Annotated in this window: 15 protein-coding genes; 7 read left to right on the forward strand and 8 right to left on the reverse strand. The window is 43.9% G+C overall.

Annotated elements, in window-relative coordinates; translation table 11 throughout:
- Nucleotides 1-29 precede the first annotated feature (29 nt).
- Nucleotides 30-521 (reverse strand): hypothetical protein, encoded by a 492-nt coding sequence (locus LVQ77_RS04160; protein ID WP_232903762.1) that lies wholly within the window; start codon nt 519-521, stop codon nt 30-32.
- Between the two features lie 403 nt (nt 522-924).
- Here LVQ77_RS04160 and LVQ77_RS04165 point away from each other — a divergent pair, with 403 nt between their 5' ends.
- A complete protein-coding gene (locus LVQ77_RS04165; RefSeq protein WP_232903763.1) occupies nt 925-1,845 on the forward strand; it encodes a L,D-transpeptidase family protein in 921 nt (306 codons plus the stop codon).
- Between the two features lie 352 nt (nt 1,846-2,197).
- Nucleotides 2,198-3,859 (forward strand): NAD-dependent malic enzyme, encoded by a 1,662-nt coding sequence (locus LVQ77_RS04170; protein WP_232864362.1) that lies wholly within the window; start codon nt 2,198-2,200, stop codon nt 3,857-3,859.
- Between the two features lie 101 nt (nt 3,860-3,960).
- On the opposite strand, the gene LVQ77_RS04175 is transcribed toward LVQ77_RS04170, so the two are convergent.
- Nucleotides 3,961-4,797, reverse strand: coding sequence for an AraC family transcriptional regulator (locus LVQ77_RS04175; RefSeq protein WP_232864361.1), 837 nt, complete (start codon nt 4,795-4,797; stop codon nt 3,961-3,963).
- Between the two features lie 389 nt (nt 4,798-5,186).
- On the opposite strand from LVQ77_RS04175, the gene cfa reads away from it, so the two are divergent.
- Together cfa and metK are read left to right on the forward strand one after the other, a co-directional pair.
- A complete protein-coding gene (gene cfa / locus LVQ77_RS04180; RefSeq protein ID WP_232903764.1) occupies nt 5,187-6,335 on the forward strand; it encodes a cyclopropane fatty acyl phospholipid synthase in 1,149 nt (382 codons plus the stop codon).
- A gap of 98 nt (nt 6,336-6,433) precedes the next feature.
- Nucleotides 6,434-7,579 carry a methionine adenosyltransferase gene (gene metK, locus LVQ77_RS04185; RefSeq protein WP_232903765.1) on the forward strand — a complete coding sequence of 382 codons (1,146 nt, stop codon included), beginning with the start codon at nt 6,434-6,436 and terminating at the stop codon, nt 7,577-7,579.
- Nucleotides 7,580-7,893: 314 nt separating this feature from the next.
- Here the strand turns inward: metK and LVQ77_RS04190 are convergent, their stop codons facing one another.
- Nucleotides 7,894-8,787 (reverse strand): LysR substrate-binding domain-containing protein, encoded by an 894-nt coding sequence (locus LVQ77_RS04190; RefSeq protein ID WP_232903766.1) that lies wholly within the window; start codon nt 8,785-8,787, stop codon nt 7,894-7,896.
- 109 nt (nt 8,788-8,896) lie between these two features.
- On the opposite strand from LVQ77_RS04190, the gene LVQ77_RS04195 reads away from it, so the two are divergent.
- Entirely contained in the window at nt 8,897-9,478 is a 582-nt protein-coding gene (locus LVQ77_RS04195) for a nuclear transport factor 2 family protein (protein ID WP_232903767.1), read from the forward strand.
- A gap of 92 nt (nt 9,479-9,570) precedes the next feature.
- Here the strand turns inward: LVQ77_RS04195 and LVQ77_RS04200 are convergent, their stop codons facing one another.
- From LVQ77_RS04200 to LVQ77_RS04215, 4 genes are all read right to left on the reverse strand, one after another.
- The gene (locus LVQ77_RS04200; protein WP_232903768.1) at nt 9,571-10,602 is read right to left on the reverse strand and encodes a methionine synthase; all 1,032 of its coding nucleotides are present in this window, start codon (nt 10,600-10,602) and stop codon (nt 9,571-9,573) included.
- Between the two features lie 27 nt (nt 10,603-10,629).
- Nucleotides 10,630-11,607: a DUF1852 domain-containing protein gene (locus LVQ77_RS04205; protein WP_232864357.1), complete on the reverse strand. Its 978-nt coding sequence runs from the start codon at nt 11,605-11,607 to the stop codon at nt 10,630-10,632.
- Between the two features lie 498 nt (nt 11,608-12,105).
- A complete protein-coding gene (locus tag LVQ77_RS04210) occupies nt 12,106-12,300 on the reverse strand; it encodes a hypothetical protein (protein ID WP_232903769.1) in 195 nt (64 codons plus the stop codon).
- A gap of 106 nt (nt 12,301-12,406) precedes the next feature.
- Nucleotides 12,407-13,342 (reverse strand): LysR family transcriptional regulator, encoded by a 936-nt coding sequence (locus LVQ77_RS04215; RefSeq protein ID WP_232903770.1) that lies wholly within the window; start codon nt 13,340-13,342, stop codon nt 12,407-12,409.
- 98 nt (nt 13,343-13,440) lie between these two features.
- Between LVQ77_RS04215 and LVQ77_RS04220 the strand changes: the two genes are divergently transcribed.
- A complete protein-coding gene (locus tag LVQ77_RS04220) occupies nt 13,441-13,875 on the forward strand; it encodes a DMT family transporter (RefSeq protein ID WP_232864354.1) in 435 nt (144 codons plus the stop codon).
- 9 nt (nt 13,876-13,884) lie between these two features.
- Nucleotides 13,885-14,358 carry a DMT family transporter gene (locus LVQ77_RS04225; RefSeq protein ID WP_232903771.1) on the forward strand — a complete coding sequence of 158 codons (474 nt, stop codon included), beginning with the start codon at nt 13,885-13,887 and terminating at the stop codon, nt 14,356-14,358.
- 114 nt (nt 14,359-14,472) lie between these two features.
- Here the strand turns inward: LVQ77_RS04225 and LVQ77_RS04230 are convergent, their stop codons facing one another.
- Nucleotides 14,473-15,927, reverse strand: coding sequence for an APC family permease (locus LVQ77_RS04230; protein WP_232864352.1), 1,455 nt, complete (start codon nt 15,925-15,927; stop codon nt 14,473-14,475).
- Nucleotides 15,928-16,524: the final 597 nt, after the last annotated feature.

The raw sequence follows: 16,524 nt of genomic DNA on the forward strand, positions 1-16,524 counted from the left end.
TAATATCCCCCATTGACCGCCCCGCCGTCTTATACTTTTCCAATAATAGTATTAATATTTTTGATATACATTATTAGAACCATTCCCGCAGCCAGAAGATGCCAGAGATATTCACCATCGCTTGCGCCGGACAGTGTCTGGCTAAACAACATCACACTGGTAACAAACAGTGACGCCACAGCACTTTTCATTAGCCATGGACGGGCATTAGCATCCGTCAGAAACTCCAGTTTCAGAATAGAAACAATAATGAAGAGGAAAGGAAGACACTGAAGAATAATCAAAACAGGGAAAAGTGCATCAAATAGCGGACTTAATGCAACATGGGCAACCTGACTCTTATCCCAGGTTCCAACGATGTACTCCTTCCAACCTGCCCAGGTATCCCCATGGTAAGCCGTCTCAGGCGAGATGAGACCGTTGAAAATGCCACAAACCTTATCAATGAACCCGTTTTTAAACCAAAAAATACCAAGGAAAATTTGTACCGGGATAATGTGAAAAGAGAGTTTTTTAAACATATAGATAACATCCTCGCAATACAGATAGAGTGCAGTTAAAGTAATGGCTGGATATTTTTATAAAATAAAAATGCATTAAAGCAGGAGTTCATCCTGAATATTAAGCATACGCCCTTCGAAATTTTAAATACATTATGTGCAATAGGTAAAAATAGACATTATTTTATTCGAGCAATAGATAAAACTGCACATTAGTAAAACGGATAGAAATACGACATCGTTGCAAATATTTGAATAATGCCAAATGTTATCTGGATGTAACATAACGTTCATATAAAAGATAAATCCTCGTACGGAACATGTAATCCCCCTCCATTTAATTTCGGTGTAAATTAATATGAATATGGAGCGATGATTATATTGGGAGTAATATCACATCAATTCATCATACAAATGGTTCATCATGAAATTCCGCACACCCTCTCTCCTGGTTATTGGACTCCTGGCCTCACATTCTTCATTCGCCTCAACATTCACTCTTCCTTCTGACGGCAGTCGTTTGGTTGGGCAAAACGCTGTTGAGCAAATCCCTTCCCACAACCAGCAGCCGCTGGAAAATTTTGCAGTTAAGTACCATGTGGGTTTAAGCAATATGCTGGAAGCGAATCCTGGTATTGACCCCTGGTTGCCGCAATCGGGAAGCGTTGTCACTTTCCCTCTGCAAGTGATTCTGCCTGATACGGTACATGAGGGAATCATCATTAATACTGCTGAAATGCGGCTTTACTATTACCCGCAAGGCAAGAATGTGGTTGAGATTTTCCCGGTGGGTATAGGTCAGGTTGGCCACGATACACCTGAACAATGGGTCACAAGCGTACAACGTAAAAAAGCAGGTCCAACCTGGACTCCTACGCCGAATGAAAGGGCTGAGTTTGCAGCAGAAGGCCAAATATTACCGGCGGTGGTTCCTGCTGGGCCTGAAAACCCGATGGGTTTATATGCGATGTATATCGGTAATCTTTTTGCCATTCATGGCACAAACGCAAACTTTGGGATTGGCCTGAGAGTCAGCCACGGTTGCGTTCGTTTAAGGGCCGATGACTTGAAAAAACTCTTTAATGAAGTCCCTGTCGGTACTCGCGTTGAATTGATTAACGAACCGGTGAAAGCCACTGTTGAGCCAGATGGATCTCGTTATGTCGAGGTTCATAACCCACTGTCTTCAAATGAGGCAGAATTTAACACGGCAAACGTATCACCTCTTCACCTGTCTCAGAAAATTGAATCCGTCTTACAGGATAAACAGGTGCAACATGACGTTGTGGATAAAGCATTGGCAATGCGCGCAGGCTTGCCTGTACAAATTAACATCACAAAATAAATCTTATCAGGACTGATAAAAGGTTGGTCGGCAGAAAAGGTGGCGTTGATGTTGTTAGTTAAACCAACACCCACCTTTCTGTTATATTTTGTTGCACTTCACCTTAAAACAACACACCTGTCTTAATTATGTTTCTTTTGTGCACCTGAATGTTTCAGATAAATTTATTCAGAATTAGCGATGTTGCTTTTTTGTTTTTATTATTCTTGATTTAGTCTCTTACTCACATTGCATATAGCCTTTTTGAATATAGCTTCTGGCTACTGATTTGGCACATTTGCATAAGAAAATAATTAGGAATATATATCTCTACAAATTCAGAGAGTCAGCTATTTAACAAAGTGAGAGTAAAATGCGATACACCCACCTTTCCGGGCAATCCCTGCTTAGCAATACTACCTTTAATAAGGGAAGCGCATTTAGTAACAGTGAGCGTAATGAATTTAACTTACATGGACTTATCCCCACAATTGTCGAAACAATAGACGAACAAAGCGACCGGATACGCTTCCAGCTAAATAATTTCATTACTGATGAAGATAAGCATATTTTTTTGCGTAACTTGCAAGATACAAATGAGGTGCTTTTTTATCATTACATCACATCTGATATCGAAGCTTCACTGCCATTAATTTATACGCCAACGGTTGGTTATGCCTGCCAGCACTTTTCGGAAATCTGGCGTAAAAACCGAGGAGTATTTATTGCCTGGGAGGACCGAGACAATATTGAAAGCATTCTTCGAAATGTTCTTAGCGATGATATCAAAATTATTGTGGTTACAGACGGTGAGAGAATTCTCGGTTTAGGTGACCAGGGCATTGGTGGAATGGGTATTCCTATTGGGAAATTGTCTTTATACACGGCTTGCGGCGGTATAGACCCGCACCAGTGTTTACCCGTAATGCTCGATGTCGGGACTAATAATAAAGAACTGCTAAGTAATCCATTATATATGGGAGCCCGCCACGCACGCATTTCTGATGCGGAATATTTTGAGTTCATTGATATTTTTGTGTCAGCAATTGAGCGCCGTTGGCCAGGAGTGTTGTTGCAGTTTGAGGATTTTGCACTACAACATGCAACGCCATTGTTGAAAGAATACCAGGATAAGTTATGTTGCTTTAATGATGATATCCAGGGAACAGCGGCTGTAGCATTAGGCTCTATTCTCGCAGCCTGTCTGCGTAATAAAATATCACTTTCCGAGCAACGTATTATGTTCGTTGGGGCTGGGTCTGCTGGTTGTGGCATTGCCGAGCTCATTGTATCAGCACTTAAGGCTGATGGTATTGATGAGGAAATCGCCAGAAGTCATATATTTCTTGTCGACAAAGATGGTCTGGTATTAAAAGACACCCCTGCATTAACTGATTTCCAGTATCGACTGGCTCATGCAAGAGAAAGCTTAACATTTTCCCCTGATGGCAAAAATATTGCGGCGCTGGTTAATTGCATCCAACCATCGATATTAATTGGGGTATCGGGTGTACCAGGCCTGTTTACGGAAGAAGTTATCAAATCGATACATTCTTGCACTTCCACGCCAATTATTTTCCCGTTGTCGAATCCAACATCACGCGTTGAGGCTGAACCTGTCGATATTATCGAATGGACCGAAGGTAACGCAATCATCGCAACAGGAAGTCCATTCGCGCCGGTTATCTACAATGGTAATAAACACATTATTTCTCAATGCAATAACTCTTATATCTTCCCGGGTCTTGGGTTGGGCGTTTTACTCTCAAATGCGAAACGTGTAACCGAAAGTATGTTCCTGGCAGCCAGTAAAGTCCTTGCACAATCATCGCCTATGCTCAAAGACCCGCATGGAGCATTATTACCTGAGCTTACAAAGATTCATGAAATATCTAAAAAAATCGCCATTGCCGTTGCGCTTGCAGGTGCTGAAGATGGCGTTGCTACCAGCATGGGAATTTATGAATTAGAAGAAAAATTAGAGAAGATATTTTGGAAACCTGAATATCAGGGTTACAAGCGTATTTCATTCTGACTGATTGCCCCTACTCCATTTTTTGATTAGCCATAAAAAATCCGGAAATGTTTAGCATCTCCGGATTTTTATTAAGCTACCTCCCCAGCAAACATCTGGTTTTAATCATATAAAATCGCAGCTGGCGGTGGAGGTGTAGCTTCATAGCGCGAGGGAGATACGCCAAATAATTGGCGGAATGCATAGGTATAAGCTGACGTACTACCGTAACCCAGCATTAACGCAATCTCGGTCACGCTGCGTGACTGGCGTAGTAAAATAATTGAATGCAGTAAACGATGTCGTTGTTTCCAGTTGCTGAACGTTATCCCGGTTTCTTTAATAAAATGCCGTGAAAAAGTACGTGGCGACATTCCTATCCGCTCGGCCCACTCTTCCATTAAATGGGGTAAATCGGGTGATTCGCTGATCACCTGGCACATTTCCAGCAATGCCGGTGCCGTAGGCCAGGTCATTGCAAATCCTGCGGCGGGAAGATCGTTTAGCACGTCGATTAAAGTGGATACCAGGCGCCCTTCTTTACCGTTAGCATCATAAAACTCGGGGATAGTCTGCGTTGCATGGTGGATAAAACTACGCGCAAAGTCAGAGACAGTTACCAACTTTAGCTCCGCTTTACAACCCGTAGCCGCATAGTAATCCGGGTCGATATCAAGGTTCTCCAGCATCACTTCACTGGCAGTTTGCACCCGATGAGGCATAAATGCCGGTATCCATAACCCATAACAGGCAGGAATAATGTATGAATTATTCTCCACGGAAATATATAGGGAGCCTTCACGGGCGTAGTGGAACTGAATGAAAGGATGAGAATGCAGTTCTGATTGCACGTTTTCCGCCAGCATAAACGAACGGAAGAAAACAGGGCGTGCAAGTTTAGCCCCTGTTGCATCGCCCGTGTAGCGGAATGAGTGTAATACCTTTTTTGTTTTAACCATCTGACTCACCTAAATTGACGCTTGATCGACACAACTTGGCATCCCTTCATGATACACAAACCTTCTTAGCTGCGATAATTAATTCATCAGCCCAGTCAATGAGTAACCAAAAATCAGTAAAGTAGTAACATGAAATATTTAATCGCACCCAGAATAAAGCGTTGACTGACATCGCCATTAGTTTAGCCAATAAAAAACTCAGAGGTATTTATAATAAGCCACTCTACTATTTATAAAATATATAGCTAGCATGAGCTAATTATTTATACCGCAGCAGTCAATCAATAACAAATTTATATATTTGTTATTCAAACTTTCTTTTAACGAAACATAAATGAGTTCAGATAGTCGAGTAGAAATTTAGCTTAGGCTTTTATTGAGGATGAGATATGAGTGTTGAAGTTGAAAGTGCACCCGTCGTACGCAAAGACAACTGGTATCGGATTGCAGAAGATCTTGTGAACCAGGCTGATGTCCGTTTTAACGGCAGCCGCCGCTGGGATATTCAAGTACACAATCCTGACTTTTATAAACGTGTTTTGCAGGAAGGTTCTATTGGCCTTGGTGAATCCTACATGGAAGGTTGGTGGGATTGCGCCGCGCTGGATGTTTTATTCGAGAAAATCCTTCGTGCAAAACTCGATGAGAAAGCACCAAAAAACTTCAGGGATTTAGCCCGTGTCGCGGGTATGCGCTTATTTAATTTACAGACACGTAAACGCGCCTGGATTGTTGGCAAAGAACATTACGATATCGGCAATGATCTGTTTGCAAAAATGCTCGATCCGTATATGCAGTATTCCTGCGGCTACTGGAAAGATGCGACCAACTTGCGTCAGGCGCAAGAAGCCAAATTGAAAATGTTATGTGAAAAATTGCAGCTTCAACCCGGTATGAAACTGCTGGATATTGGCTGCGGTTGGGGCGGTTTGGCACAGTACGCTGCAGAACATTACAATGTTCATGTTACCGGTGTGACCATCTCTGAAGAACAGCAGAAAATGGCACAGGAGCGTTGCACCTGGCTGGATGTGTCCATCAAGCTAATGGATTATCGCGATCTCGACAGCCATTTTGACCGTATCGTTTCCGTCGGGATGTTCGAGCATGTTGGGCCAAAAAATTACGACACCTATTTTGAAGTGGTGAACCGCTGCCTTAAACCGGACGGAATGTTCCTGCTACACACTATTGGTGCGAATAAATCAGATACCAACGTTGATCCATGGATTAACAAATATATATTCCCTAACGGCTGCCTGCCTTCTGTAAAACAAATAGCCAGCGCCTCAGAACCCCATTTTGTCGTCGAAGACTGGCACAATTTCGGTGCAGATTATGACCTGACATTAATGGATTGGCACCAACGTTTTAATCTTTTCTGGCCTGAGATACAGGATAATTACAGCGAATCTTTTAAACGCATGTTCAATTATTACCTCACATCTTGTGCAGGAGCTTTCCGTGCCCGCGATATTCAGCTGTGGCAAGTTTTATTTAGCCGTGGTGTAGAAGGTGGAATGTATGTTTATCGCTGATATTGGCTATAACCTTAATCGCAAATTAATTTCGATAATATAACTACTATTTTTATTATCAGTATTAAATGATTTAGTTATTAATTTAAGGATTTTGTATGTCACAACAGTTATTCACCTCAGAATCTGTTTCTGAAGGGCATCCTGATAAAATAGCCGACCAAATATCTGATGCTATTCTCGATGCCATTATTGGACAAGATCCCAGAGCGCGCGTGGCCTGTGAAACGCTGGTAAAAACCGGCATGGTTTTGGTGGGGGGAGAAATTACCACCGACACGTGGGTGGATATAGAAGAGATTGTGCGCCGCACGATCCATGACATCGGCTATAACAGCTCAGAAATGGGGTTTGATTCCCACACTTGCGCCGTTTTAAGTGCGATTGGTAAACAGTCTCCCGATATAAATCGTGGAGTAGATCGTGAAGATGAAGCAAATCAAGGTGCAGGCGATCAAGGGCTTATGTTTGGTTATGCATCCAACGAAACCGATGCGCTAATGCCCGCTCCTATTACCTTTGCTCACCGTTTAATGGCACGCCAGGCTCAGGTGCGGAAGAGCGGTTTATTACCCTGGTTAAGACCAGATGCGAAAAGTCAGGTTACCTTTGCATATGAGAATGGCAAAATCACCGGTATTGATACCGTGGTTATTTCCACTCAACACAGTGAAGCAGTCACCCAGCAAACCCTACGTGAAGGCGTGATGGAAGAGATCGTTAAGCCTGTTTTACCGCCTGAGTGGCTGACGCGCGATACCAAATATTTTATTAACCCAACCGGCCGATTCGTTATTGGTGGGCCAATGGGTGACTGTGGGCTGACGGGCCGCAAAATTATTGTTGATACCTACGGCGGTATGGCGCGTCACGGCGGCGGTGCATTTTCCGGTAAAGATCCATCTAAAGTTGATCGTTCAGCCGCATATGTTGCACGCTATGTCGCTAAGAATATTGTTGCCGCCGGGTTAGCTGATCGCTGTGAGATTCAGATTTCTTATGCCATTGGTGTTGCAGAACCCACCTCAATAATGGTGGAAACCTTCGGTACTGGAAAACTGGATAATGAAAAACTGATTATGCTTATTCGTGAGTTTTTCGACCTTCGCCCACATGGGTTAATCCGCTCGCTGAATTTGCTGCAACCGATATATCAGCAAACAGCGGCCTACGGTCATTTTGGACGTGATATTTTTAGCTGGGAACAGACCGACAAAGCTGACCTGCTACGCCGCTTCCTTTAAGTTTTCACGCTCTATAGGGCCAGGTTGTTAGCGCGAGTTAATTCTCATAGAGAACAGTTAACATCAGGAAATCCACGCTTTTGCGTGGATTTTTCTTTCATTCGCTCAGACTGCGGCATTTCCATTTCATATAAAATTCACTCGAACGCCTCTGGATATATATTGCACAAATAATTTTAGTTAAGTAATTAATAAACTCCAGAGAGTGCGAGATGAACCACCGACCCGGCACTGTTTGCCAATGAATTGCATCAAGTCATGATTTCACTGAGGAAATAAGGAAAAAATCGCCTACGGTCACGCCGGGAAGTTGTTCACCCTATAAAGAGACCGTGTTTCCGGGTGTGCTTGAGGTAGGCAAGCACGGCGGCACTGGGTTCGTCTTTACGACTGACCATCATCAGATTAGCTGCCAACTCCTTCGAATCAAGAACTCGATAAACCACACCCGGGATCGCCACCTGTGCTAATGGTGCTGGGACAAGGGCGATACCCAACCCGGCTCCAGCCATAGCGAGGACGCTTAGTGAACTTGATATCCGATAAGCAATATGCAAAGCGTCGCCAAGCAGTTTATGGAGTTGCGTATCAAGTTGAGAATCCACGTCATTTATTGCGTACATAATCAAAGGCTCATGGGCCAGCATATCTACCGTCAGACTCTCTTTATCGGCGAATCTGTGCTCGCTGGACATCACCACGACCCGTCCCCATTCACCCACAGATTCGTAGACAAGGGTTGATTCATGATCCGGATCGTAATCAGGCATATAGCCTACATCCAGCACCCCATTCTGAATGGCTTCATTTTGAAGCTGTGGCGCAAGCTCCTGGCAAATTATTTCAGCGTCCGGGTAGGCCCGATGAAAAGATCGGACATCCTGCATCAGCCTGCCGCTGAAGACAGCATTACCGGCAAACCCTATCCGCACCCGGCCTGTTTCACCGCGAATAGAACGCTCCACGGCAAGACGGGTATGTTCTACTTGCTTTAGTGTGCGCGTGGCTTCCGCTTGCAATAGCTTCCCGGCTTCGGTCAGTTCCACACGACGGCTGGTCCGAATCAACAATGGCCCACCCAGCTCAGCCTCAAGGGCTTTAATCTGCATGCTTAACGCGGGTTGAACAATATTGAGCCGTTCCGCCGCCCGGCCAAAATGCCGTTCCTCTGCGACAGCCAGAAAATACTTCAGGTGGCGTAAATCCATAAATCGCTCCATTAATCATTAAAAATGATTAATCAGTAAAATCTATATATTTGAGTTTAACTACTTTCGGGACCAAACTGAATCCAGTCAAACAACAGGAACTAAAAATATGCAAAATCAACTTCAAGACCGCCAACAACTTAACGACCTGATGAATGGCTGGATGCACCGTGATTTAGGTGAATGGGATCAGTTACGCGACTTGTTCCACCCTGACGGCACGATTGAAATCACCTGGTTTGAAGGCTTGGGAAGCGACTTTGTTAATGGTTCAATGCGAATGGGCGCTTCTGACCTGCGTACCAAGCATCTCATTGCTTCACCTGCTGTTACCTTTAATGAAGCCGGGGATAAAGCAATTCTGGAAACCAATGCCATCATCATCGCTGAGAACGTAAAACTGAACATTGGTTGTGAGTGTCATAACCGTTTTTACGACCTGGCAGAAAAACGAGATGGAGTGTGGAGGTTGTTCCACCGTCAGAGTGTTTACGATATCGGCACCTTCACCTTCCCTTTAGGCCCTGTAGAAATTGACCAGGCGATTGTGACGAAGTATCCGCGTGAATATGCAGCGCTGGCCTATTTACTGGAGCAGAGCGGTTTCCCTCTTGGGCGCGTATTCGCTACTCGCGGCAGTGAACTGGAAGCAAAAATGAAAGTTGAAGGTAAGCGCTGGTTGGCTGCCTGATCCCGACTCAAAAAGAGGTGAACATATCACCTCTATCCAAGTGCCTAAATTCAGTGTGTCACTCCACTTCTATGATCTAATTTTTGCCGAAGTTATTTGTTTAAGAGTTCTCTACGTACTATTTCCGCACCAGCACTTAAAGCATTTAGCTTGCCCCTTGCTACCTGGCGAGATAAGGGGGTCATGCCACAGTTGGTGCTTGGATAAAGCTTGTCTGCATCTACAAATTGCAGTGCTTTTCGTAGCGTATTAGCGACTTCCTCAGGTGTCTCAATGATATTGGTTGCCACATCAATGGCCCCGACCATGACTTTTTTGCCTCGGATGAGTTCAATGAGATCCATTGGAACACGAGAGTTTTGGCATTCCAGCGAAATGATATCGATATTGGATGCCTGCAACTTCGGGAAGAACTCTTCATATTGCCGCCATTCCGAGCCCAATGTCTTTTTCCAGTCTGTATTGGCTTTGATGCCATAGCCGTAGCAAATATGTACGGCAGTTTCACATTTAAGGCCTTCAATTGCTCTCTCTAAAGCGGCAATACCCCAATCGTTCACCTCGTCAAAAAACACATTAAATGCCGGTTCATCAAACTGGATAATATCGACGCCAGCAGCCTCTAACTCTTTAGCTTCCTGATTGAGAATTTTGGCGAATTCCCAGGCCAGCTTTTCACGACTTTTATAATGGCTATCATAAAGCGTATCGATCATGGTCATCGGACCTGGCAGCGCCCATTTAATAGGTTGGCTGGTTTGCTGGCGTAAGAATTTGGCATCTTCAACAAAAACAGGCTTCTGCCGGGATACAGGGCCAACCACTGTAGGAACGCTGGCATCATAGCGATTGCGAATTCTTACCGTTTCACGTTTTTCAAAATCAACGCCAGTGAGGTGCTCAATAAACGTAGTGACAAAATGTTGGCGCGTTTGCTCGCCATCACTGACTATATCAATACCTGCTTGTAGCTGATCTTGCAGACACAAACGCAGAGCATCTTGTTTACCGTCAATTAACTCCTCGCCCTGCAATTTCCAGGGTGACCAAAGTGTCTCAGGTTGTGCAAGCCAGGAGGGTTTAGGTAAACTGCCCGCAGTCGATGTAGGTAATAATATTTTCATAATAGATGACCTTATATTTTTAGTTAATCAAAGAACGTAATTTGCGGACCATTTCTCAAGGAGAGTTCTGTATGGTTTTATGAAATTCTCTTCAGTAAACTTACCCTGTTCAATCGCTAACTGACTGCGTTCTTCTCGATCATAAACAATTTGAGTTAATGAATAGTCCTGTTGATTCAAGCTAGGTTGATACTCTTTTCCTGCTACAGAATTAGCATTATAAATTTCAGGACGATAAATCTTTTGAAAGGTCTCCATCGTGCTAATGGTACCCGTCAGTTCAAGATCCGTGTAATCGCCAGTCAAATCACCAACAAAATAAAATGCCAACGGTGCAACACTATTTGGTGGCATAAAATAGCGAGCCTGCAACCCCATTTTGTTGAAATAGTGATCGGTCATGGAGGGTTCATTTTGCTGGTATTCTACGCCCAATACAGGATGCTGATTTTCAGTGCGGTGGTACGTATTTTTACTGGACACGCTTAAACATATAACCGGCGGTTTCTTAAAACGTTCTGTGTAAGCGCTTGAGTTAATGAAGCATTTGAATATGTTGCCATGCAAATCACCAAAATTATCTGGTGTGCTAAATCCAGGCTTATTCTTGTTATGATCTAACAGCACGACACTAAAGTCATAATCTCGCACGTAAGAGGAAAAATTATTCCCCACAATGCCTTCAATACGCTCGTTAGTTTTTTGATCGACAATATTTGTTTTCAATATTTCAATCACTGGGAAGGTATCACCCTTGCCTTCAACATCCATCTCAACGGAAATTATTTCGAGTTCGACAAAATAACGGTTCCCTTTAGGATTATCCCAATGCGCCAATGAATTGAAACGATCGTCAATCATCTTTAAAGCATTGCGCAAGTTCTCCTGACGCTTACTTCCTCTAGCCAGATTAGCAAAGTTAGTCGTGATGCGCGTATTTTCGGATGGATTATAATTCTCATCGAAAGAAAGGCTTTTAATAATAAATTCAAATTGTTTATTCATCGCGATTGGGTATCCTAATTTCTGATAAAACCTGAATTTATTTTTTGCTTTTCTTCATTACCAAACTTTCTTTTCAGGTGATTTATTCAGTAGTTTTCATATTGTCTGTAGCTAATTGCAGTAGGTAATTTATGCCAGAGTCATTGATTGAGGAAAAGTGATTAAATTTCAGCGAACATGAATTATCTTCATGTTGAGGTGAATGGTCATAGTCAATATCAGGAAAGCAGTCCCCTTCTCATAGGATTCAACGCTGGAATTCAGCGGAACGGAAGCGGTTAACTGGGTAGACATAGGGTGAGGTTACAAGGGAAGACATAACCGCATATCATTATGATATATATGATTATATTATCTTATAATCGAACATCCTCGGCCTGAAGAAAGACCATAGCCTCACCCCGATTCAGCCCCAGTTTAATAATAACCATAAATAAGTAAGGATATTGATCGCCTACTGATTCTAAGTGAAAAAAGCGCAGATAATGGAGGTAAATTTTATTCTGCTTTAATTTTATTAAGAGCAGAGAAAATGAGAAACCGCTGGTATAGCTCAGCCTTAAACCTTATTGAAAACATGGTTAAAACTATAGAAGCATGCAAACCTTTCTTCACTTGATGGTTGAGAAATGCTGCAGGCAATAAAGCCTGAGCTCCCGGATATTTCGTCTTCAATTCTTCAATCACACTCATTATAAGGCCCCTTACCAGATTCAGTTAATTCAGGTTTTCATAACCCGGTTATTGCTCGTTTCTCTATCCACATAGGGAACTATATCCCAACTATGGTCGCTAAGTTTCAATCAAACTGCCAGTAAAGCGGTGTGCCGTAAACTTCGACGAAATAATCAATGACTGCCCGTACATTTAGCGGAGGATGGCGTGCGTTGGGATATATAGCAGCGATATGCTGCGGCTCGGTATTGATCGCGGCCTCAAATCCCTCCATCAATCTGACAAGGTCACCTTTTTTAAGACTGTCACCAATCAGCCAGTCAGGAAACAGCACCATTCCCATGCCGCTAAGTGCGCTGGTAAGAAGAGATTCGGCATTGTTGGAGGTGAGTAATCCAGTAATGGGATAGTGGGTCCAGGAGCCAGCTGGATCCCTGAATAACCAGCGATTTGGACCCGATGATCCTCTGTAAACCAGGCATTTATGGTTATTCAGTTGGGCTGGAAATTCCGGTTTTCCAAATTTTTTAATATAGCCGGGAGAGGCAACCAGATGATAACGCTGAGCTCCAAATATGCGCGCGTGGAAAGAAGAGTCCGTCAGCGTGCCAATTCTGAAAATAACATCTGAGGCATCCCTGTGCGGGTCGATGTAATCATCAGTCTGCGTCAGTTCAATCAGCAATCGGGGATAGCGAGCTGAAAGTTCGCTAAGCCAGGGGGCAATATGGCGCTGGCCGAAAAATACGGGCGCATTAATCCTTATCAGCCCTGCAGGCTCAAGGGCTCTATCCTGCATCTCTTTACGAGCTTCGCTCATTTGCTCAGTCATGGTACGGGCATAGCTAATAAATAACCGTCCAGCCTCAGTGGGAATAACTGCTCGGGTATTTCGATAAAAAAGCTGCTGACCAAGTGCGTCCTCCAGTTGAAGGATGACGCGTGAAATCATTGATACGGAGACCCCTTCACGCCGAGCTACGACTGAAAAGCTTTGAGCATCAAAAACACCGATAAAAAATAACAGTGTGCGAAAATTTATCGTGCCTGGATCGTACATTATCTCAACTTCTGCAAAGGTGTTTCCTGGATTATACCGTTTTTCATTACACATCACTGCTATAGGATTCTCCACCTCAACCACTGGAGACTGTTTTAATGCAGCTTATATTTATATTGCTCGTCGTTGCAGGCGGGATGGGACTATCCGTAGAAGCCGGATTATTAGGACCACTGGGCAGCGAAGTCGGAGACTTATGGGCAACGTTCAGTATTTTCGGAGTCGGTGCTGCGCTGACATTCTTGTTAATGCTGTTCTTTAGTCCACGAAACAGCCCTTCCTTCTTTGCCCAACCATCATGGACTCTGCTGGGCGGCATTCTGGGCCCTGTTTACGTCGTGATCCTCACCGTTGCCGTTCCAAGTATTGGAATTGCGATGACCATGATTGGTATTTTGGCAGGACAGGTCTCCAAAAGTCTGGTCATTGACCATTACGGGCTGTTTGGTTCTTCTCATCGGAAAATTGACAGTAAGCGTCTTATCGCGCTGATTTTTATTGTTGCGGCCCTATTCCTCATGGCAAAAGGCTGAGGTGAACTCGTGAATATATTAATGATCATTCTGGCTGTCGTTGGCGGTGCGTTTCTTAGCATGCAGGCTGCAATTAATGGCAAGTTGGGTAGCAACGTTGGAGTATTTCGCAGTGCATTTCTGACTTTCTCGGTTGGCGCACTGGTGACCGCTCTGCTCATTTTCTTCTTCGAACCCAGGCATGCTGTGAGCTTACTGGATGTGCCGAAATGGCAATTGCTTGGCGCACTTTGTGGCGTTCCTTACATTGTCATTATGGTTCTGGCTGTTCAGCGAATTGGAGCGGCGGTTGCGACTGTTGCGGTCATCTTTGGCCAACTGGCAATGAGCATGCTCATTGATAATTTTGGCTGGTTAGGAAACGTTGCGATTCATTTTTCTGTGACACGCCTTGGTGCAGTGGTCTGCCTCGGAATAGCGCTTTTCTTTATTTACTCCAGTAATAAAACCAATGCTGTGCCAGTGGAAAATATCGCCAACTGAATGATACCTATCGGCAGGTCCATTACATTGAAATAACAGGATCTAAGATTTAGGCGGTCACCACAAAGCCCTAATCGGCTTGTGGTGACCGCAGATTAACACTGCATCAGGATATTAACTGCTCCGCACGGCTGGCGTCTGCCCTCGGGTATGCCGCCTTGCCAGCAAAGGGAAAATGAACCCTAGCCCAACCAGCACTATTGGTGTGGCAATGTTAAGTGACAGCTGGAAAATCCACTCAGGCGTAAAGGCATCCAACTTTTTCGGGAAAATCCCCGTCAGGCAGGCGAAAGCTGTAAAAGCAAAACACCAGATACCCACCGTGAGAGCCAGCTTGCGATTTCGGATAAAAACATACTCTGGTGAGTATTTCTCCGCGAGGCGCAGTACCGCAATAAAGGCCACAAAGACCCACAAATAACGCAATGGCATAACCACGGAGTTCAGATTCAGTAGCCATTTATACAAGTCGTTCATATCCCCGATACCCAACGTTGGCAGCATTATCAAAATAGCCACCAGCACCAGCGTCATCAGATAGCCATTCACAGGCGTACCCGCATCATTTGTCCGGCATAGTTTCTGAGGAATATAGCGGGAGTCAGCATCGCCCAGTAATACTTTCAGCGGCGCATCAATGGAGAAGACCAGGGCAGCAATTTGTCCAAGCGTGTTAGCCACCGCGTAGATAACCATTAACCAATTCCCCATATGGTAATACCCACCCAGTTTCTGGAAGGCGTAATACTGGCCATTCGTCATCAGGTCATCGGGAATATTATTCGAATCAAACATCATCCCCATCGCCAAAGAGCCAAGGATCGCGCAGACGGCAACCATCACGGCTAGTATTAGCATTCCACGGGGAAACTCACGGCCCGGGTTGCGGGTACTGTTGACATAAGGAGAGATTTTTTCAGCGCCACCGACAGCAAACACCAGCATCGAAATGGTTGTGATATAGGTGAAATCAATATGGGGGATGAATGTCTCCCACGTGATATTCGTCGTGGCAATATGCACCTCTGTGATGGCAGGTGCGGTTACTGCCATCACAACATACAGTAACGACATGACAAACATGGCGATACCGGCAACCGATCCCACTATCTTCAGTGATTTCATCCCTCGGGAGGCCACCCACATAAACAGGACAAACAGCGCAAGCGTAATCCCCTGCAAGGCAACCACACTGTATTCTTTGATTAGCGAACCATCGCCGTTAATGGCCCACCCAAGGGCTATCAAAATTGCCTGTGGTTTTTGCGCAAGATATGGAACATGCACCACCCAGTAAGTCCATGCAGCCAGATAAGCGAGGCCTGGGCCCATGGTGTGTTTGATCCAGGTGCTGACTCCTCCTTTACCATCTTTAAATGTTGCCCCCAGTTGCCCAACAATCAGCGCGTAGGGAATAAAGTAAAGTGCAAAAATAAACACCCAGGAAAAAATAACGACCAGCCCCTGGTTGGCATAGTTATTGACAACATTGCCAAACCCCCAGACGGTAATAAACGACATCAGCGCGATGTTATACCACCGCAACTGTTTTTGCTCAGACTGTGCCATAAACGATATCCCTTAACTGTTTATTTATTATTACTTGCGGTAATTTATTAATTGGGGGGAATTATGCACATTAGTAGCAGGGACAATATAACTATATCGTGTAAAAGTTCGGCTCTCCGCACAATATATTTCTGTATCAGTGTTTGAAACAGCCCAAAAGCATAGAGGAACCACCATCAGGCCCAGTCTTTGCGGTTTTTGTTCATTTTGATGCCATGGATTGTGGGATTGACAGAAGTATTAACTTATTTAACACATTGGTAAAAAACACAAAACATTAAATCAATTTACTTCACATCACGACCGACATCAAAATATATAAATTTGTCAGTAATTTTGTTACCAAACCCACCTATAAATAAATCACCAATAAATAAATGTATATTTCTGGACAGTAAATACATCAGGTCAGATGACTGCTTAAACAATGTAATATTTTGAGAATAGCTACTCATTTAATTAGCATCAGTAATAAAATTCAATATCGCCACTTTTCATATGGTGATATAGTAGCTTTTAACATCGCAACAACAATAACATATGAACCCACAATTAAGTAACGAATGAACTACAACTTAACTAAAAGAAACGCGATTA

Origin of the sequence: Buttiauxella cochleicola (genome assembly GCF_021282435.1) — a bacterium.
Lineage (GTDB): Bacteria > Pseudomonadota > Gammaproteobacteria > Enterobacterales > Enterobacteriaceae > Buttiauxella > Buttiauxella massiliensis.